The following is a 17,329-nucleotide window of genomic DNA, read 5'->3' on the forward strand; positions in this document are numbered from 1 at the left end:
CCATTGCGTGGCTGTCACTATACATCCATGAATGTATGTAAACTACCCGGCTTCCCCGATGGCCCGCCTGGCTGTACAGGTTTCCGGTTCGCTCCGAGAACGCGCCATCTCCCGTCTTCGCTTCAAAGGAATCGCATGCCTCTCCTGCATGTCTCGCGTCAATCGTCCTTTTCGCCGCGTCTCGCGACCGTGGCTGCCGTCGTGCTCCTGGTCCTTGCGGGCTGCGGCAAGAGCGATGCGCCCGCCGCCGGCGGTGCCCCCGGCGGCGCCCGCCCCGCCCCCGAAGTCGGCGTGGTCGTGGCTGCGCCGACCGACGTCGGCCTGGTCACCGAACTGCCCGGGCGCCTCGAGGCCTCCCGCGTTGCCCAGGTCCGCGCCCGCGCGGCCGGCATCCTGCTGAAACGCGAATTCCGCGAAGGCAGCGACGTGAAGGCCGGCCAGTTGCTGTTCCGCATCGACCCCGCCCCGCTGGTGGCCGCTTCGCAGAACGCCCAGGCCACGCTGGCCCGCGCCGAAGCCAACGCCGTGCAGGCCAAGGCCCTGGCCGACCGCTACAAGCCGCTGGTCGAGGCCAACGCGGTGAGCAAGCAGGAATACGCCACGGCCGTGGCTTCGCAGAAGACGGCCGAGGCCGACGTGGCCGCCGGCCGCGCCGCGGTGCAGACCGCCCGAATCAACCTCGGCTATGCCGACGTGACCTCGCCCATCGCGGGCCGCATCGGCCGCGCGCTGGTGACCGAAGGCGCGCTGGTGGGCCAGGGCGACGCCACCGAGCTGGCCGTGGTGCAGCAGATCAACCCGGTGTACGTGAACTTCACGCAGTCGGCCACCGAAGTGCTGAAGCTGCGCCGCGCCGTGGCCGACGGCCAGTACAAGCGCGCCGGCGGCGGTGAAGCCGCCAGCATCCGCGTGGTGCTGGAAGACGGCTCCGACTACCCGCTGGAAGGCAAGCTGCTGTTCTCCGACCTCACGGTCGACTCGACCACGGGCCAGATCACGCTGCGCGCCGAAGTGCCCAACCCCAAGGGCGAGCTGCTGCCGGGCCTGTATGTGCGCGTGAAGCTGGAGCAGGCCCAGGCCACCAACGCGATCACGCTGCCACAGCAGGCCGTGACCCGCACGCAGCAGGGCGACACGGTTTCGGTGGTGAGCGCCGACGGCAAGATCAGCCAGCGCACGGTGAAGATCAGCGCCGCCAAGGACAACCAGTGGGTGGTGCTCGACGGCCTGAAGGCCGGCGAACAGGTGATGGTCGACGGCTTCCAGAAGCTGCAGATGATGCCGCCCGGCACGCCCGTGAAGGCGGTGCCCTGGAAGAAGACGGACCCCAACGCCGCTGCCGCGCCCGCAGCAGCCGCCTCGGCTCCAGCAGCAGCGGCCCCTGCGGCCGGTGGCCAGGCTTCGGCCCCGGCCGAGAAGAAGTAAGTTAGGAGCGCGCCCGCATGGCCAAATTCTTTATCGACCGCCCGATCTTTGCCTGGGTGATCGCGCTGTTCATCCTGGTGATGGGCAGCGTTGCAATCACCCAGCTGCCGATCTCGCAGTACCCGCCGGTGGCTCCTCCAGCCATCGTGATCAACGCCGCCTACCCCGGCGCGTCGGCCCAGACGCTCGAGGACAGCGTGCTGTCCGTGATCGAACGTGAAATGAACGGCTCGCCAGGGCTGATCTACATGGAATCGGTGGCGCAAGCCGACGGCACCGGCACCATCACGATCAGCTTCGAGCAGGGCACCGACCCCGACCTCGCCCAGGTGGACGTGCAGAACCGGCTGTCGCGCGCAACCCCGCGCCTGCCGGCCACGGTGACGCAGCAGGGCGTGCGCGTGGACAAGTCGCGCAACAACTTCCTGCTGTTCACGATCCTCTCGTCCGACAACCCGGCCTACGACCCGGTGGCACTGGGCGACTACGCCTCGCGCAACATCGTTCCCGAACTGCAGCGCATTCCCGGCGTGGGCCAGGCGCAGCTGTTCGGCACCGAGAACGCGATGCGCATCTGGATCGATCCGACCAAGCTGCAGGGCTTCAACCTGTCGGCCGCCGACGTGAACAACGCCATCAAGGCGCAGAACGCGCAAGTGGCCTCCGGCACCATCGGCGACCTGCCGAACGTGCCCGGCCAGGCGATTGCCGCCACCGTGGTGGTGAACGGCCAGCTCGCCAACGTCGACCAGTTCAAGGAAATCGTGCTGCGCGCCAACACCGACGGCTCGACCGTGCGGCTGAAGGACGTGGCCCGCGTGGAACTGGGCGGCCAGGCCTATGCCACCTCGGCGCGCCTGAACGGCCAGCCGGCCGTGGGCGTGGGCGTGCAGCAGACGCCTTCGGGCAACGCGCTGCAGACCGCCAAGGCGGTGCGCGCCAAGATGGACGAGCTCTCCAAGTACTTCCCGCAGGGCGTGAAGTGGGCGATTCCGTACGACAGCTCGCGCTTCGTGAGCATCTCGATCACCGAAGTGGTCAAGACGCTGCTGGAAGCCGTGGCGCTGGTGTTCGTGGTGATGTTCATCTTCCTGCAGAACTGGCGCTACACGATCATCCCGACCATCGTGGTGCCGGTGGCGCTGCTGGGCACCTTCGCCACGCTGCTGGCGCTGGGCTTCTCGATCAACGTGCTGACCATGTTCGGCATGGTGCTGGTGATCGGTATCGTGGTGGACGACGCCATCGTGGTGGTGGAGAACGTCGAGCGCATCATGAGCGAAGAGGGGCTGTCGCCGCTCGAAGCCACGCGCAAGGCCATGAAGCAGATCTCGGGCGCCATCATCGGCGTGACCGTGGTGCTGATCTCGGTGTTCGTGCCGCTGGCGTTCTTCGCCGGCTCGACCGGCAACATCTACCGCCAGTTCTCGGCGGTGATGGTCGCGTCGATCGCGTTCTCGGCCTTCATGGCCCTGTCGCTCACGCCCGCGCTGTGCGCCACGCTGCTCAAGCCGGTGGAAGCCGGCCACCATCACGAGAAGCGCGGCTTCTTCGGCTGGTTCAACCGGGTGTTCACGCGCACGGCCAAGGGCTATGAAAGCGTGGTCTCGCGCCTGCTGCGCCGCGCGGCGCGCTACCTGATCATTTACGCGGCGATCATCGGCGCGGTGGTGGTGGCCTACATGCGCCTGCCGAGCTCGTTCCTGCCGCAGGAAGACCAGGGCAACATCATCGTGAACGTGCAGCTGCCGCCTGGCGCCACGCAGGAGCGTGCGCTGTCGGTCATGCAGCAGGTCGAAGGCTTCATCCTGAAGCAGCCCGAAGTGCAGAGCATGGTGGGCGTGATGGGCTTCAGCTTCTCGGGCCAGGGCCAGAACGCCGGCCTTGCCTTCGTGACGCTGAAGGACTGGGACGAACGCAAGGACCCGGCCCACTCCGCCAGCGCGCTGGCCGGCCGTGCCTTCGGTGCGCTGTCGGGCATCCGCGACGCCTTCATCTACCCGCTGAGCCCGCCGCCCATTCCTGAGCTGGGCAACGCGACCGGCTTCAGCTTCCGCCTGCAGGACCGCGCCGGCGCGGGCCACGAGGCATTGGTGAACGCACGCAACCAGCTGCTGGGCATGGCCGGGCAGAGCAAGATCCTGGCGCAGGTTCGCCCTGACGGCCTGGAAGACGCGCCGCAGCTGCAGATCGACATCGACCGCGACAAGGCCAACGCACTGGGCGTGACCTTCGACGCGATCAACTCGACGCTGTCGACCTCGCTGGGCTCCAGCTACGTGAACGACTTCCCGAACCGCGGCCGCCTGCAGCGCGTGGTGGTGCAGGCCGATGCGCCGGCCCGCATGCAGCCCGACGACCTGCTGAAGCTGAACGCCAGCAACAGCCAGGGCCTGCCGGTGCCGCTCGCGGCGTTCGCGACCACCAAGTGGGTCAAGGGCGCCACGCAGACGGTGCGCTACAACGGCTACCCGGCGATCCGCATCAGCGGCGACGCGGCACCCGGCTTCAGCACGGGCGCCGCGATGGCCGAGATGGAAAAGCTCGCGGCGCAACTGCCCGCAGGCTTCGGCTTCGAATGGACCGGCCAGTCGCGTGAAGAAAAGCTCGCGGGCTCGCAGTCGATCATTCTTTACGGCTTCGCGATCCTGGCGGTGTTCCTATGCCTGGCCGCGCTGTACGAGAGCTGGACGATTCCGCTGGCGGTGATCCTGGTGGTGCCCCTGGGCGTGATCGGGGTGCTGCTGGCGACCATGCTGCGCTCGTATTCGAACGACGTGTACTTCCAGGTGGGCCTGATCACCATCATCGGCCTGTCCGCGAAGAACGCGATTCTGATCATCGAGTTCGCGAAGGACCTGCAGGCGCAGGGCAAGGGGGTCGTGGAAGCGGCGCTCACCGCGGCCCACCTGCGGTTCCGCCCGATCATCATGACGTCGCTGGCCTTCGGGCTGGGCGTGCTGCCGCTGTTCCTCGCCTCGGGCGCGGGCTCGGCCAGCCAGCGTGCCATCGGCACCGGCGTGATCGGCGGGATGATCACCGGCACCGCCCTGGCCGTGTTCTTCGTACCTATCTTCTTCGTGGTGGTGCGCACGCTGTTCAAGGGCAGCGCACGACAACGCGAGGCCGACAAGCGGCATGCCGCCGCCGCCGGCATCGAGGAGGAACCCAAGCATGACTAAGAAACTGATTCCCACGGCCCTGGCAGCGGCCATGCTGCTGGCCGGCTGCTCGCTCATTCCGACCTACGAGCGCCCCGCCGCGCCGGTGCCGACCACCTACCCGGGCGACCCGTCGCAACCGGCCGGCCAGGCCGCGGCCAACCTGCCCTGGCAGGACTTCTTCACTGACGCCCGCCTGGCGGGCCTGATCCAGACCTCGCTGGCCAACAACCGCGACCTGCGGGTGTCGGTGCTCAACATCGAGCAGGCGCGCGCGCAGTTCCAGATCGAGCGCTCGGCGCTGTTCCCGGCGCTGGGCCTCACGGGCACGGGCTCGCGCTCGAGCCCCAACGCCTACCGCGCGATCGACCCGAGCCAGGGCAGCGTGTCTTCGCAGTACGCCGTGAACTTCGGCTTCACGGCCTGGGAGCTGGACTTCTTCGGCCGCATCCGCGCGCTGAAGGACCAGGCCCTGGCGCAGTACCTGGCCACCGACGAGACCCGCAAGGCGGTGCAGATCAGCCTGATCGCCTCGGTCGCCAACGGCTGGCTCACGCTGCTGGCCGACGACGAGCTGCTGGAGATCACGCGCCAGACGCTGGCAACGCGCGACGAGTCGGTGCGCCTCACGAAGCTGCGCTTCGACAACGGCGTGTCGTCCGAGCTCGACTTCCAGGCCGCGAACTCGCTGCTGGAAACCGCGCGCGCTTCGTATGCGCAGCAGTTGCGCGTACGCCAGCAGGACGAGAACGCGCTGGCGCTGCTGCTGGGCGCGCCGGTGCCCGCCGAAGCCACCGCCGGCGGCACCAAGGGCCTGGACGGCATCAGCCCGATGCCCGACGTGCCCGCCGGCCTGCCGTCGGACCTGCTGGCCGAACGCCCGGACATCCGCTCGGCCGAGCAGCAGCTGATTGCGGCCAACGCCAACATCGGCGCGGCGCGCGCCAACTTCTTCCCGCGCGTGTCGCTCACCAGCAGCATCGGCACCGCGAGTTCGGAGTTCTCGGGCCTGTTCGACCGCGGCTCCAAGGCCTGGTCGTTCGCGCCCACGGTGACGCTGCCGATCTTCAATGCCGGCGCCAACATCGCCACGCTCGACTCGGCCAAGGCCGGGCGCGAGATCGCGGTGGCGCAGTACGAGAAGTCGATCCAGACGGCGTTCCGCGAAGTGGCCGATGCGCTCGCGGGCCGCGCCACGCTGGGCGAGCAGGTGCGCGCGCAGCGTGCGCAGGCCGAGGCCGAAGGCGTGCGCTTCAAGCTCTCCGACCTGCGCTACCGCAACGGCATTGCCAGCGCGCTCGACCTGCTGGACGCGCAGCGCTCGCTGTTCACGGCGCAGCAGTCGGCCGTGACCACGCGGCTGCTGCAGCTGCAGAACCAGGTCACGCTGTACAAGACCCTGGGTGGCGGCTGGGCCACGCGCGACGCCAACAAGGGTTGAGACGCGAAGGTGTCCTCTAAGGGTGGTCCCTTGCCCTGTTCGGCGGGGGGTCTCTCTATAATCGCCGGTTGGTTAGGAAACGCCCCCCGACGAGCCCCCGATATTGAGGACGCCAATGAGCGCAGACCCGCATTACCAGGCCACAGAAGAAGCCCACACCGGGCCGATCAAGAACCCGAAGCAACTGCTGCTCGCGGTATTTTTCTCTTTCATCATTCCGATCCTGATCATCGTGGGACTTGTTTCCTATGTGGTCTCGGGCAACAAGCCCGCCGGTACCGCGGAGGGCGACAACATGGCGCTCTACGGGGTGACCAAGGAAGCGCGCGACCGCGAAGTGGCCGAGCGACTGAAGAAGATCGGTGCCATCGAGATCCGTGACGCCAACCGCCCCCTGGCGGCCGGCGAAGCGGTCTTCAAGGCTCAGTGCGCGACCTGCCACGGCGCCCCGGGCATCCCCGGCGCACCGCACTTCCAGGACGCCGCGGCCTGGGGCCCTCGCATAGGCCAGGGCTACGCCACCCTCCTCGAACATGCCCTGAAGGGCAAGGGCGCCATGCCTGCCCAGGGCGGCGGCGACTTCGAAGACCTCGAAGTGGGCCGTGCCGTGGTCTACATGGCCAATGCCGGCGGCGCCAAGTTCCCGGTGCCCGACCGCCCGGCGGCGGCAGCCCCGGCCGAAGGCGCTTCGGGTGCTGCTCCTGCGACAGGCGCAGCCTCCGCAGCGGCGCCCGCAGCCCCTGCGGCCTCCGAGGCCAGCGCTGCACCCAAGTAAGCGTTTTCCCTAATCCAAAGAAAAAGCCGGCCCAGCGCCGGCTTTTTCATGGGCGTCAAAAACGCGGGTTCAGGGCTTGGACGGCGCCGGAGCCGCTTCGGCATGGCGCTCCGCCGGGCTCAGCACATGCCCGAAGCGGCCGGGCAACTCGTCGGCCTGCACGGCCTCGGGCGTCCACAGGCCACGCTCGACGGCCTCGGCCGCAATGCCCACGTCCTGCGTGTGCACCAGGCCCAGGCCGATCGGCGAGGCCAGGTAGAGCCGGCCTTCCGCGTCGAGCAGGCAGCCCGAGACCTCGACCGCCCTGCCGGTGTGCGAGGTCACGGTGAAACCGTCGCCCTCCTCGGCCACGCGCCACACCAGCGGCGCGGCTTCCAGCTCCACGTACACGCGCTGCGGCCCGTTCTGGAAGAACCACTGGCCTTCGTCGTCGTGCTCGTAGTTGCGGTGAATGAAGTCGATCAGCTTGTCGTGCCGCAGCATCGAGCCCTTGGCGCTGCGGAAGGGGCCCTGCGCCTGGGTGCGGTCGTCGCGCATGTACCAGTTGCCGCGCGCGTCGAGGCCGAGCCAGCCGTAGCAGTGCGGCACGTTGGGCCATTTGGCCAATGCTTGTTTGACGATGTCGTCCATGGCGTCATTCTCTTCCTGCCGGCAAGCCCGCGCCGTCAGTCAATGTGCCGCCGTGCGACTGCATGTGCAACTGCATCTGCAGCCAGTTGCCGACCTGCTCCGGCATGCCGCGCACATGGCCGGGCGGCGGCCCCATCGGAAAGCCGACGTGGCCGCCGTGCTCGGGCTGCCACAGCGTCACGTGCGGGCCCACTTCACCGGTGCCGGGCAGGCTGCTCGCGGGAAAGAACGGGTCGTTGCGCGCGTTCGCCACCAGTGCGGGCACCCGGATCGACGCCAGGTGCGGCTTGGCCGAGCCGCGCGACCAGTAGTCGTCGACGTCGCGAAAACCGTGCAGCGGCGCGGTGAAGACGTTGTCGAAGTCGTGGAGGTTGCGCGCCGCCAGCAGCCGCTCGCGGTCGAACAGGCCCGGAAACTGCGCCAGCTTGGCCAGCGCCTTGGGCTTCATGGTGTTCAGGAACATGCGCGTGTACACGAGCTTGTTGAAGCCGCGGCCGATGGCCTCGCCGCCCGCGGCCAGGTCGAGCGGCGCGCAGACCGAGGCCACGGCGCTCACCACGCCCGACGCGGTTTGTCCCGCTTCCGAAGCCCATCGCATGAGCGCATTGCCGCCCAGCGACACGCCCGCGGCCAGCACCGGCCCGCCGCCCTTTTGCGCATGCTGGTCGCGCATGCGCGCCAGGATCCAGCCGATTTCCTCGAAGTCGCCCGAATGGTAGGCGCGCGGCGCCAGGTTCATCTCGCCGCTGCAGCCGCGGAAATGCGGCACCGCGAAGGCCATGCCGCGCGAGGCGGCGAACGCGGCGAACGCCTCCGCGTAGTGGCTGCGCGAGGAACCCTCGAGGCCGTGGAACAGCACAAGCAGGGGCGCAGCCTTGGCGGCCGAAGCAGGCGCATCGACGAAGTCGACGTCGACGAAATCGCCGTCCGGCGTGGGCCAGCGCTCGCGGCGGTAGACCGGCGCGGGGCCGTCGAAGCGCCGCGCATACAGCGCGGCCCAGATGGTCTGCAGGTTGCCGCCGGGCAGCCAGCGCGGCGCGGCGTAGGCCAGCGCCGGTTGAAAAGACGATGCCGGCGAAGAAGACGCGGAAGAAGGGGAGTAAGAAACGAAGGAAGGCATCAATGCAGGGTCTGGGGCGGATCGTTGGCGTCGTCCGGTTCGCGTGCGCTGCCGGGGCTCGCGTGGTGCGCCACCATGCGCCAGCCTTCGGCGGTCTTGTGATAGACGTTGGTGGCCAGCACGAAGGCATGGCGCGGGCCTTCGGCGGTGAGCACCTCGATGCGCTCCAGCACGTTGTGCACCGCGCTGGCCAGCGACTCGATCTTGCGCACCTTCGCCGGCATGGCGTGGATGGCGCCGTTGCCGAACATCTGCTCGAAGGCCGCGCGGATCGCCACGGCCCCCACCAGCCGGGGGCCGCCGGGGTGCACGCAGAACACCTCGTCCTCGTCGGCCCAGCAGGCCATCAGCGCATCGATGTCGCCGCGTTGCAGCGCTTCGTAGAAGGCGGCCTCGACATCGTCGGCAGTGCCGCTGATGGCCGCGGCGGCGCGGAGTGGGGTCTTGGGCATGGCGTGATTCTGCCGCGCACTCCGTGACCGCGGCACTGCACCGGTTTGGTCCGGCCCGCACCGTGCGGCGGCAATCCGGGCCGTTCGGCTGCTCCACTTTGGACCAAATGGTCAAAACCTGAACGCTGAATCTTCTTAAGCCATTGATTCAAAACGACTTATTCAACTGGCACGGCGCATGCAAGGCGTTGCACAACCCCGCAACAGGAGCCTTTCCATGAACGTCGGCATCTTCATTCCCATCGGCAACAACGGCTGGCTGCTTTCCGAAAACGCCCCCCAGTACAAGCCCAGTTTCGAACTCAACAAGCAGATCACGCTGAAGGCCGAGCGCTACGGCGTGGACTTCGCGCTGTCCATGATCAAGCTGCGCGGCTTCGGCGGCAAGACGGAGTTCTGGGACCACAACCTCGAGTCGTTCACGCTCATGGCCGGCCTGGCCGCCGTCACCAGCAAGATCAAGCTCTTTGCCACGGCCGCCTCGCTGGTCATGCCGCCGGCCATCGTGGCGCGCATGTCGTCGACCATCGACTCCATTTCCAACGGCCGCTTCGGCCTGAACCTCGTCACGGGCTGGCAGCGCCCCGAGTACTCGCAGATGGGCATGTGGCCCGGCGACCAGTTCTTCGGCACGCGCTACCAATACCTGAGCGAATACATCCAGGTGCTGCGCGACCTGTGGGGCACCGGCCAGTCGGACTTCAAGGGCGACCACTTCCAGATGGACGACTGCCGCATGAGCCCGCAGCCGCAGGCCGACATGAAGGTGATCTGCGCCGGCCAGAGCGACGCGGGCATGGCGTTCTCCGCCAAATACGCCGACTACAACTTCTGCTTCGGCAAGGGCGTGAACACGCCCAAGGCCTTCGCGCCCGCGGCCGAGAAACTCATCGAGGCCACCGCCAAGACCGGCCGCCACGTCACCACCTACGTGCTGATGATGGTGATCGCCGACGAGACCGACGAGGCCGCGCGCGCCAAGTGGGAGCACTACAAGGCCGGCGCCGACCACGAGGCCATTGCCTGGCTGGGCCAGCAGGGCGCGGCCGACACCAAATCGGGCGCCGACACCAACGTGCGCCAGATGGCCGACCCCACCTCGGCCGTGAACATCAACATGGGCACGCTCGTGGGTTCGTACGCCAGCGTGGCACGCATGCTCGACGAAGTGGCCGAGGTGCCCGGCACCGAAGGCGTGCTGCTGACCTTCGACGACTTCGTGCAGGGCGTGGAAGCCTTCGGCGAGCGCATCCAGCCGCTCATGAAAAGCCGCGCGCACGTGCAGAGCCCGGTGCCCTCGCAGGTGGCCGAACCCGAGCGCCTCGCGGCCTGAACAGGAGAGCCCCAGTGAGCACACCCGCACGCAACGCCACCCTCACCTCGAACATTCCCGTGGGCGCGCCTCGCCTGCCCGGCGCGCCCGCACCGCGGGTGCTGCCCGCGCGCCCCGAACCGCTCGCGCTGCACGCCACCGACTCCGCGCTGATCGTCGTCGACATGCAGAACGCCTACGCCTCGCTCGGCGGCTACGTCGACTCGGCCGGCTTCGACATCTCGGGCGCGCAAGGCACCATTGCCGGCATCGTGCGCGCCATTGCCGCGGCGCGCGCGGCCGGCATGCTGGTCGTGTTCCTGCAGAACGGCTGGGACGCGTCGTACGTCGAGGCCGGCGGTCCCGGCTCGCCGAACTGGCACAAGTCGAACGCGCTGAAGACCATGCGCGCCAGGCCCGAGCTGCAGGGCAAGTTCCTCGCCAAGGGCGGCTGGGACTACGAGCTCATCGAGCAGATGAAGCCGCAGGCCGGCGACATCGTCGTGCCCAAGACGCGCTACAGCGGCTTCTTCAACAGCACGCTGGACAGCACGCTGCGCGCGCGCGGCATCCGCCACCTGGTGTTCACCGGCATCGCGACCAACGTGTGCGTGGAGTCGACGCTGCGCGACGCGTTCCACCTCGAGTACTTCGCGGTGATGCTGGAAGACGCCACGCACGAGCTCGGCGGGCCCGCGATCCAGAAGGCCTCGGTCTACAACGTCGAGACCTTCTTCGGATGGGTCTCCACGGTGGACCGGTTCTGCCAGACCTTCGCGCCTGAACACGTGGCCGAAGCCGCCACCGCCTGATTCTTTCCAAGGAGCCTTCCTCATGCCCAAGCAAGCCATCATCCCGCCCGGCACCGGCGTTCCCCTCGCCCCCTACGTTCCCGGCACGCTCGCCGACGGCGTGCTCTATGTGTCGGGCACGCTGCCCTTCGACAAGGACAACAACGTGGTCCACGTGGGCGACGCGGCCGCGCAGGCGCGCCACGTGCTCACCACCATCCAGGGCGTGGTCGAGGCCGCCGGCGGCACCATGGACGACGTGACCTTCAACCAGATAATGATCAAGGACTGGGCCGACTACGCGAAGATCAACACCGTGTATGCGGAGTTCTTTCCCGGCACCAAGCCGGCGCGCTTCTGCATCCAGTGCGGCCTGGTGAAGCCCGACGCGCTGATCGAGATCGCCTCGATCGCGCACGTCGGCAAGATCGACCCGAAGGGCTGAGCCGCATGACCGCGCTGCACTACGAGGTGCACGGGCCGTCCGATGCGGCCGCCACCGTGCTGCTGTCGTCGGGCCTCGGCGGCTCGGCCGGGTTCTGGCAGCCGCAGCTGGGCGCGCTCATTGCCGCGGGGCACCGCGTCATCGCCTACGACCAGCGCGGCACGGGCCGCAGCCCCGCCGCGCTGCCCGAGGCCTACGCGATCGCCGACATGGCGAACGACGTGCGCGAGATCCTCGACGCCACGAACACCTCGCGCTGCCACTTCGCGGGCCATGCGCTCGGCGGGCTCGTGGGGCTGCAATTGGCGCTCGATGCACCGTCGCGCATCGCGAGCCTGGTGCTCATCAACGCCTGGTCGAAACCCAACCCGCATTCGGCGCGCTGCTTCGACGCACGGCTCGCGCTGCTCGGCGCCGTCGGTCCGCGCGCGTATGTGGAAGCGCAACCGATCTTCCTGTACCCCGCCGCGTGGTGCGCCGCGCATGCGAAGCGCGTGGCGGACGAGGTCGATCACGCCTTCGCGCATTTCCCCGGCGAGGCCAACATGCGCGCGCGCATCGCAGCGCTGCGCGCCTTCGACATCGACGCGCGCCTGGCCGGCATTGCCGCCCCCACGCTGGTGGCCGCCGCGAAAGACGACGTGCTCGTGCCCTGGACCTGCTCGCTGCGCCTGACCGACGGCTTGCCCAACGCCACGCTCAACCTCATGGCGCACGGCGGCCACGCCCACAGCGTGACCGAGGCCGATGCGTTCAACAGCACCCTGCTGGCCTTTTTTTCGCGGGTCGATGCGCCCGCGCCATCTCCTCTTCCCGCATGACCACTCGCACCACCCTCGACGACGCCGCGCTGTCGCTGCTCTTCACCGCCGCGCGCAGCCACAACGGCTGGACCGGTGAACCCGTCACCGACGCGCAGCTGCAGCAGATCTACACGCTCGCGAGCCTCGGCCCGACCTCGGCCAACTGCTCGCCCGCGCGCTTCGTGTTCGTGCGCACGCCAGAGGGCAAGGAGCGCCTCGCGCCCGCGCTCTCCAAAGGCAACCTCGACAAGACGATGAGCGCGCCCGTCACGGTCATCGCGGCGTGGGACCGCAAGTTCTACGACAAGCTGCCCACGCTGTTCCCGCACGCCGATGCACGCAGCTGGTTCACCGGCAGCCCCGAGGCCGCGCACGAGACCGCCTTTCGCAACGCCAGCCTGCAGGCGGGCTACCTGCTGCTGGCCGCGCGCGCGGTGGGCCTGGACGCCGGCCCGATGTCGGGCTTCGACAAGGCGAAGGTCGACGCCACCTTCTTCGAGGGCACCGACTGGAGCGTCAACTTCCTCATCAACCTCGGCCACGGCGACACGTCGAAGGTATTCGGGCGCCTGCCGCGCCTGCCCTTCGACGAAGCCTGCGTGCTGGCCTGACGGAGCCGCGACATGCTGAACACCATGGCCTCACTTCCTGCTTCATCTCCTGCTTCATCGAATCCGAATGGCATGCCCGCGGAACTGTCAGGGCTGCCCAAGTCCGACTACCGCAATGCGATGGCGCGCCTGGGCGCGGCTGTGAACATCATCACCACCGACGGCCCCGCCGGCCGCGCGGGCTTCACGGCCTCGGCCGTGTGCAGCGTGACCGACGAACCGCCCACCTTGCTCGTGTGCCTGAACCGTTCGGCCTCGGTGTATCCGGCATTCAAGGCGAACGGCGTGCTGTGCGTGAACGTGCTGGCCGCGGGGCACCAGTCGCTGTCGGCATTGTTCGGCGGCAAGACGCCGATGGACGAACGCTTCGCGGCCGGCCGATGGAGCCGCAAGACGACCGGCTCGCCGATGCTCGACGACGCGGCCGTGTCCTTCGACTGCCGCGTGATGCACGCGACGAGCGCGGGCACGCACGACGTGCTGTTCTGCGAAGCGGTGTCGATCGCGATCGGCGGGGCGGCGCAAGGGTTGATCTACTTCGATCGCCGGTACCACGAGATCGCGGTGCCGCCGCAGCACTGACTGGCAGCCTCTTCTTTTCCCTCTTCTCCTCTTCCCCTCTCGCCCCCGCTCCCTTTCTTGTCCCCTCTCCCTTTCTTGTCCCCTCTCCCTTTCTTGTCCCCTCTCCCCTCGGGGAGAGGGTCAGGGTGAGGGGGCACCGGCGCTTGCAAAAGGCAGCTGCGAATTCAACGCCGCTGCCCTCACCCCATCCCTCTCCCCAAGGGGAGAGGGAGCAAGACGCTCCGCCCGCGAGACAGCAAGCAGAACTCAGCGCGGCGTAATCCCCTGCAGCACGATGCGCTGCACGTTCTCCACGGTCCGCTCGAAGAACGCCTCGTCATCGAGCGTGTGCCCCGACAGCGCCTGCACCTGCACGCCGAAATCCGCGTAGTGCTGCGTGATCGCCCACAGCGCGTAGATCAGGTGCTGCGGGTCGACGGGCGCCAGCTTGCCCGCTTCCACCCACGCAGCGATCACTTCCGACTTGCGCTCCACCAGCGTGCGCAACTCGCGGTCGAGTTCATCGCGCAACAGCGGCGCACCCTGGATCATCTCCAGGCAGAACAACCGCGACGCATCGGGCCGGTCGCGCGAGATCACGAGCTTGCGGCGGATGTAGTCGCCAATGGCCGTGCTCGGGTCCTGCTCGGCGCTGAAGCCGCGCAGCGGTTCGAGCCACAGCGCGAGCAGGTCGCGCAGCACGTTGACGTAGAGCTCTTCCTTGTTCGCGAAGTAATAGAGCAGGTTGCTCTTCGACACATCGGCACGCGCGGCCACCTGGTCGATCGACGTGCCGTGCAGGCCGAAGCGCGAGAACAGGCCCAATGCCGCGCCAAGGATGGCGCTGCGCTTGTCCTCGATCTGGCGCAACCGGCGGTTCACCGCGGACGCGCTGCGCACCGCGGGTTTCGCACGCTTGCGCGCCGGGCTCTGCGTGCTGGCTGCTGCGGCCAGCGCCTTGGTCTTCGGCATCTTCCCTCGCTCTCTCTATCTCGGTTTCCGTACTGCGCACCACTGTAAGGCCAGGGTGCATCGCCTCGCGCCACAACGGCCTTCGCGAGCCTCAGCAAGAAGCTCGCCACGCACCATGCTGACGCGGCACGCGCGATTTGTCCATTTGGTCCAACTGGCACAGACGTTGCATGGCGAAAGGCATGCCAAGCATGAGGAACTCGCCATGACCCTGCTGTCCGTCCCGATCATCGATCTCGCGCCCTACTTCGCCGGCACGGCCGAAGGCAAGGCCGAGGTTGCAAGGAAAGTCGATGAAGCCTGCCGCAGCATCGGCTTCCTCGTCATCACCCACCACGGCATTGCGCCTTCGCTCATCTCGCGCGTGTCGTCGCTCTCGCGCAGCTTCTTCGACATGCCGCTGGGCGAGAAGCGCAAGGTCGACCGGCCGCGCGAGGACGCGGTGCGTGGCTACAGCGCGGTGGGCGAAGAAGGCCTCTCGTACAGCCTCGAAGAGGCCGCGCCCGGCGACCTGAAGGAGTCGTTCTCCATCGGCCCGTCGAACGTTCCCAACGACGACTACCACCGCGGCCCCGCGGCCGGCCCGCACTTCGAGCCCAACAGCTGGCCGCCCATCGACGGTTTCCGCGAAGCCTGCGAAGGCTACTTCGGTGCCATGAGCGATCTCTCGCGCTCGCTCATGCGCATCTTCGCGCTCGGGCTCTCGCTGCCGGAGACTTTCTTCGACGACAAGATCGACGAGCACATCAGCATGTTCCGCGTGCTGAGCTACCCGCCGCAGCGCGAGCAGCCGCTGCCCGGCCAGTTGCGCGCGGGCGCGCACAGCGACTACGGCAGCCTGACCATCGTGCTGCCCGACGACAAAGGCCTGCAGGTGTTCAACAAGGCTGGCCAGTGGGTCGACGTGCCGCAGGTCGAAGGCGGGCTGGTGGTCAACATCGCCGACCTCATGATGCAGTGGACCAACGACCAGTGGGTGTCCACGCTGCACCGCGTGACCAACCCGCCGTTCGAGGTGGCGAGCACCAACCGGCGCCAGTCGCTGGTGTTCTTCCACCAGCCCAACTACGACGCGATGGTCGAGTGCCTGCCGAGCTGCCTGGCACCGGGCGAGCAGGCCAAGTACGCGCCCATTTCCTCGGGCGACCACCTGACCTCGAAGTTCGTCAAGCAGACGACCTTCGGCGGCACCAAGGCCACGGCCTGAACTGAACGCCTGAGCACCTGAACCACGCATGGCCCATCTCTCCTACGTCAACGTCTTCGCAAAGGACGTGGTCGCCCTCAGCGGCTTCTACCAGCGCGTGTTCGGCTTCCCCGAGATCGAGGCGATCCGCTCGCCCATCTTCCGCGGGCTGGACACCGGCAAGTCGAGCCTGGGCTTCAACGCGCTCGACGCCTACGAACTGCTGCACCTGGCGGAGTTCTCGGACACGCGCGGCGTGAAGTTCCTGCTGAACATCGACGTCGACAGCCAGGCCGACGTCGAGCGCATGGTGCCGGTCGCGCTCGAGGCCGGCGCCACGCTCGTCAAGGCGCCGTACGTCACTTACTACAACTGGTACCAGTCGGTGCTGCTCGACCCCGAGGGCAACGTGTTCCGCATCAACTTCATGATGTGACGCGCGCTGCCTTCGCTGCTTTGTTCTTCGCCCCTTCCATTCCTCCAAGCCTCTCCACCAAAGGTAGTTCCATGCAGTTGCGCACCCTCACTCCCGGCCTGGGCCTCGCGATGACCGTCGCGGCCGGCGGCGCGTTCTTCACCACGCTGCCCGCCGCGGCCGCCGACGGCTTCACGCTGAAGGACAAGCCGAAGATCGCGATGCTCTACTTCGGCCCGAAGAACGACGGCGGCTGGACGCAGGCCTTCGACGAGGCCCGCGTGAAGATCGAGAAGGAGATCGGCCAGAAGATCCAGTTCGTGGAGAACGTGCCCGAAGACGCCTCGGCCATCAAGCCCGCGGCCGAGAAGTTCATCCAGCGCGGCGCCAACATCGTGATCGGCACGGCCTTCGGCTATTCCGACAGCTTCAAGGACCTGGCCGCCAAGTACCCCGACGTGGCCTTCCTGAACGGCTCGGGCACCACCAACGGCAGCAACCTCGAGTCGTTCTACGGTCGCACCTACGAGAGCCAGTACCTCTGCGGCATGGCCGCCGGCGCGGCATCGAAGACCGGCAAGCTCGGCTTCGTCGCGGCCAACCCCTTCGGCGTGGTGAACTGGACCATCAACGCCTTCGCGCTCGGCGCGCAGAAGATGAACCCGAACGCCACGGTCAACGTGATCTACACCGGCGCGTGGAACGACCCGGTGAAGGAACGCGCGGCCGCCGCCGCGCTCATCGACCAGGGCGCCGACGTGATCGGCCAGCACGTGGACAGCCCCACGCCGCAGATCGTCGCGCAGGAGCGCGGCGTGTACGGCACCGGCCACCACCGCGACCTGCGCCAGTTCGCACCCAAGGCCACGCTGTGCTCTTCCGTGTGGGTGTGGGACAGGTTCCTCGCGCCGGAGCTGAAGAAGGTGATGGCCGGCGGCTGGAAGCCCGCGCAATACGGCGCCTTCATCGAGATGAAGGACGGCGGCACCGACATCGCGGGCTTCGGCCCCGCCGTGCCCAAGGACAAGGCCGCGGCCATCACCGCCGAGCGCGACGCGATCATGAAGGGCAAGCAGGTCTACGCCGGCCCGCTCGCGGACCGCGACGGCAAGGAGCGCGTGGCCAAGGGCGCGGTGCTGTCCGATGCAGACCTGTGGAAGATGGACTGGTTCGTCAAGGGCGTGGTCACGCAGAAGTAGGCCAACCGCCCAACCAGGCAGCCAGCCAGC

The 17,329-nt window shown here is 68.0% G+C and carries 17 protein-coding genes; 13 read left to right on the forward strand and 4 right to left on the reverse strand.

The genetic code is table 11. The annotated features are described in order from the left end of the window. Window positions 1–135: 135 nt before the first annotated feature. The 4 genes from BM004_RS29500 to BM004_RS29515 all read left to right on the forward strand — a co-directional run bounded on the left by BM004_RS29500 (window position 136) and on the right by BM004_RS29515 (window position 6,802). Window positions 136–1,425 carry an efflux RND transporter periplasmic adaptor subunit gene (locus BM004_RS29500; protein ID WP_093218774.1) on the forward strand — a complete coding sequence of 430 codons (1,290 nt, stop codon included), beginning with the start codon at window positions 136–138 and terminating at the stop codon, window positions 1,423–1,425. Window positions 1,426–1,442: 17 nt separating this feature from the next. Next, window positions 1,443–4,607, forward strand: a complete 3,165-nt coding sequence (locus BM004_RS29505; protein ID WP_093132708.1) for an efflux RND transporter permease subunit — start codon at window positions 1,443–1,445, stop codon at window positions 4,605–4,607. Next, the gene (locus tag BM004_RS29510; protein ID WP_093132706.1) at window positions 4,600–6,027 is read left to right on the forward strand and encodes an efflux transporter outer membrane subunit; all 1,428 of its coding nucleotides are present in this window, start codon (window positions 4,600–4,602) and stop codon (window positions 6,025–6,027) included. The genes BM004_RS29505 and BM004_RS29510 overlap by 8 nt, the downstream gene beginning before the upstream one ends. Window positions 6,028–6,142: 115 nt before the next feature. Further along, window positions 6,143–6,802 carry a c-type cytochrome gene (locus BM004_RS29515; protein ID WP_093218775.1) on the forward strand — a complete coding sequence of 220 codons (660 nt, stop codon included), beginning with the start codon at window positions 6,143–6,145 and terminating at the stop codon, window positions 6,800–6,802. A 69-nt stretch (window positions 6,803–6,871) separates the two neighbouring features. On the opposite strand, the gene BM004_RS29520 is transcribed toward BM004_RS29515, so the two are convergent. The 3 genes from BM004_RS29520 to BM004_RS29530 form a co-directional block, all read right to left on the reverse strand. Then, entirely contained in the window at window positions 6,872–7,432 is a 561-nt protein-coding gene (locus BM004_RS29520) for a DUF2946 family protein (RefSeq protein ID WP_093218777.1), read from the reverse strand. 4 nt (window positions 7,433–7,436) lie between these two features. Then, a complete protein-coding gene (locus tag BM004_RS29525; RefSeq protein WP_093218845.1) occupies window positions 7,437–8,483 on the reverse strand; it encodes a YheT family hydrolase in 1,047 nt (348 codons plus the stop codon). A gap of 68 nt (window positions 8,484–8,551) precedes the next feature. Next, a complete protein-coding gene (locus BM004_RS29530) occupies window positions 8,552–9,004 on the reverse strand; it encodes a YybH family protein (RefSeq protein WP_093132700.1) in 453 nt (150 codons plus the stop codon). Window positions 9,005–9,221: 217 nt separating this feature from the next. Between BM004_RS29530 and rutA the strand changes: the two genes are divergently transcribed. The 6 genes from rutA (at window position 9,222) to rutF (ending at window position 13,548) form a co-directional block, all read left to right on the forward strand. Continuing rightward, window positions 9,222–10,337: a pyrimidine utilization protein A gene (rutA, locus tag BM004_RS29535; RefSeq protein WP_093218779.1), complete on the forward strand. Its 1,116-nt coding sequence runs from the start codon at window positions 9,222–9,224 to the stop codon at window positions 10,335–10,337. 14 nt (window positions 10,338–10,351) lie between these two features. Continuing rightward, entirely contained in the window at window positions 10,352–11,128 is a 777-nt protein-coding gene (gene rutB / locus BM004_RS29540; protein ID WP_256220101.1) for a pyrimidine utilization protein B, read from the forward strand. A 22-nt stretch (window positions 11,129–11,150) separates the two neighbouring features. Then, window positions 11,151–11,552 (forward strand): pyrimidine utilization protein C, encoded by a 402-nt coding sequence (rutC, locus tag BM004_RS29545; RefSeq protein WP_093132696.1) that lies wholly within the window; start codon window positions 11,151–11,153, stop codon window positions 11,550–11,552. 5 nt (window positions 11,553–11,557) lie between these two features. After that, window positions 11,558–12,373, forward strand: coding sequence for a pyrimidine utilization protein D (rutD, locus tag BM004_RS29550; protein ID WP_093218781.1), 816 nt, complete (start codon window positions 11,558–11,560; stop codon window positions 12,371–12,373). After that, a complete protein-coding gene (locus BM004_RS29555; RefSeq protein ID WP_093218782.1) occupies window positions 12,370–12,966 on the forward strand; it encodes a malonic semialdehyde reductase in 597 nt (198 codons plus the stop codon). Before rutD ends, BM004_RS29555 begins: the two co-directional genes overlap by 4 nt. A gap of 72 nt (window positions 12,967–13,038) precedes the next feature. Then, on the forward strand, window positions 13,039–13,548 hold the full coding sequence (gene rutF, locus BM004_RS29560) for an NADH-dependent FMN reductase RutF (protein ID WP_177206637.1): 510 nt from the start codon (window positions 13,039–13,041) through the stop codon (window positions 13,546–13,548). Window positions 13,549–13,794: 246 nt separating this feature from the next. Here the strand turns inward: rutF and rutR are convergent, their stop codons facing one another. Further along, on the reverse strand, window positions 13,795–14,499 hold the full coding sequence (rutR, locus tag BM004_RS29565) for an HTH-type transcriptional regulator RutR (protein ID WP_093132689.1): 705 nt from the start codon (window positions 14,497–14,499) through the stop codon (window positions 13,795–13,797). Window positions 14,500–14,704: 205 nt separating this feature from the next. Between rutR and BM004_RS29570 the strand changes: the two genes are divergently transcribed. The 3 genes from BM004_RS29570 to BM004_RS29580 all read left to right on the forward strand — a co-directional run bounded on the left by BM004_RS29570 (window position 14,705) and on the right by BM004_RS29580 (window position 17,299). Next, entirely contained in the window at window positions 14,705–15,706 is a 1,002-nt protein-coding gene (locus BM004_RS29570; protein ID WP_093132687.1) for an isopenicillin N synthase family dioxygenase, read from the forward strand. Window positions 15,707–15,734: 28 nt separating this feature from the next. After that, complete coding sequence (locus BM004_RS29575; protein ID WP_093218786.1) at window positions 15,735–16,121, forward strand: VOC family protein; 387 nt, start codon at window positions 15,735–15,737, stop codon at window positions 16,119–16,121. A 71-nt stretch (window positions 16,122–16,192) separates the two neighbouring features. Then, window positions 16,193–17,299, forward strand: coding sequence for a BMP family ABC transporter substrate-binding protein (locus tag BM004_RS29580; protein ID WP_093132683.1), 1,107 nt, complete (start codon window positions 16,193–16,195; stop codon window positions 17,297–17,299). Window positions 17,300–17,329 lie beyond the last annotated feature (30 nt).

This window comes from Variovorax sp. OK212 (assembly GCF_900112425.1).
Classification (GTDB): Bacteria; Pseudomonadota; Gammaproteobacteria; order Burkholderiales; family Burkholderiaceae_C; genus Variovorax.

Coding starts and splice junctions, on each gene's coding strand:
- rutF (WP_177206637.1), top strand. CDS start 13,039: ATGCCCGCGGAACTGTCAGGGCTGCCCAAGTCCGACTACCGCAATGCG.
- rutD (WP_093218781.1), top strand. CDS start 11,558: ATGACCGCGCTGCACTACGAGGTGCACGGGCCGTCCGATGCGGCCGCC.
- BM004_RS29510 (WP_093132706.1), top strand. CDS start 4,600: ATGACTAAGAAACTGATTCCCACGGCCCTGGCAGCGGCCATGCTGCTG.
- BM004_RS29555 (WP_093218782.1), top strand. CDS start 12,370: ATGACCACTCGCACCACCCTCGACGACGCCGCGCTGTCGCTGCTCTTC.
- BM004_RS29505 (WP_093132708.1), top strand. CDS start 1,443: ATGGCCAAATTCTTTATCGACCGCCCGATCTTTGCCTGGGTGATCGCG.
- BM004_RS29570 (WP_093132687.1), top strand. CDS start 14,705: ATGACCCTGCTGTCCGTCCCGATCATCGATCTCGCGCCCTACTTCGCC.
- BM004_RS29575 (WP_093218786.1), top strand. CDS start 15,735: ATGGCCCATCTCTCCTACGTCAACGTCTTCGCAAAGGACGTGGTCGCC.
- BM004_RS29520 (WP_093218777.1), bottom strand. CDS start 7,432: ATGGACGACATCGTCAAACAAGCATTGGCCAAATGGCCCAACGTGCCG.
- BM004_RS29530 (WP_093132700.1), bottom strand. CDS start 9,004: ATGCCCAAGACCCCACTCCGCGCCGCCGCGGCCATCAGCGGCACTGCC.
- rutR (WP_093132689.1), bottom strand. CDS start 14,499: ATGCCGAAGACCAAGGCGCTGGCCGCAGCAGCCAGCACGCAGAGCCCG.
- BM004_RS29500 (WP_093218774.1), top strand. CDS start 136: ATGCCTCTCCTGCATGTCTCGCGTCAATCGTCCTTTTCGCCGCGTCTC.
- BM004_RS29515 (WP_093218775.1), top strand. CDS start 6,143: ATGAGCGCAGACCCGCATTACCAGGCCACAGAAGAAGCCCACACCGGG.
- rutC (WP_093132696.1), top strand. CDS start 11,151: ATGCCCAAGCAAGCCATCATCCCGCCCGGCACCGGCGTTCCCCTCGCC.
- rutA (WP_093218779.1), top strand. CDS start 9,222: ATGAACGTCGGCATCTTCATTCCCATCGGCAACAACGGCTGGCTGCTT.
- BM004_RS29580 (WP_093132683.1), top strand. CDS start 16,193: ATGCAGTTGCGCACCCTCACTCCCGGCCTGGGCCTCGCGATGACCGTC.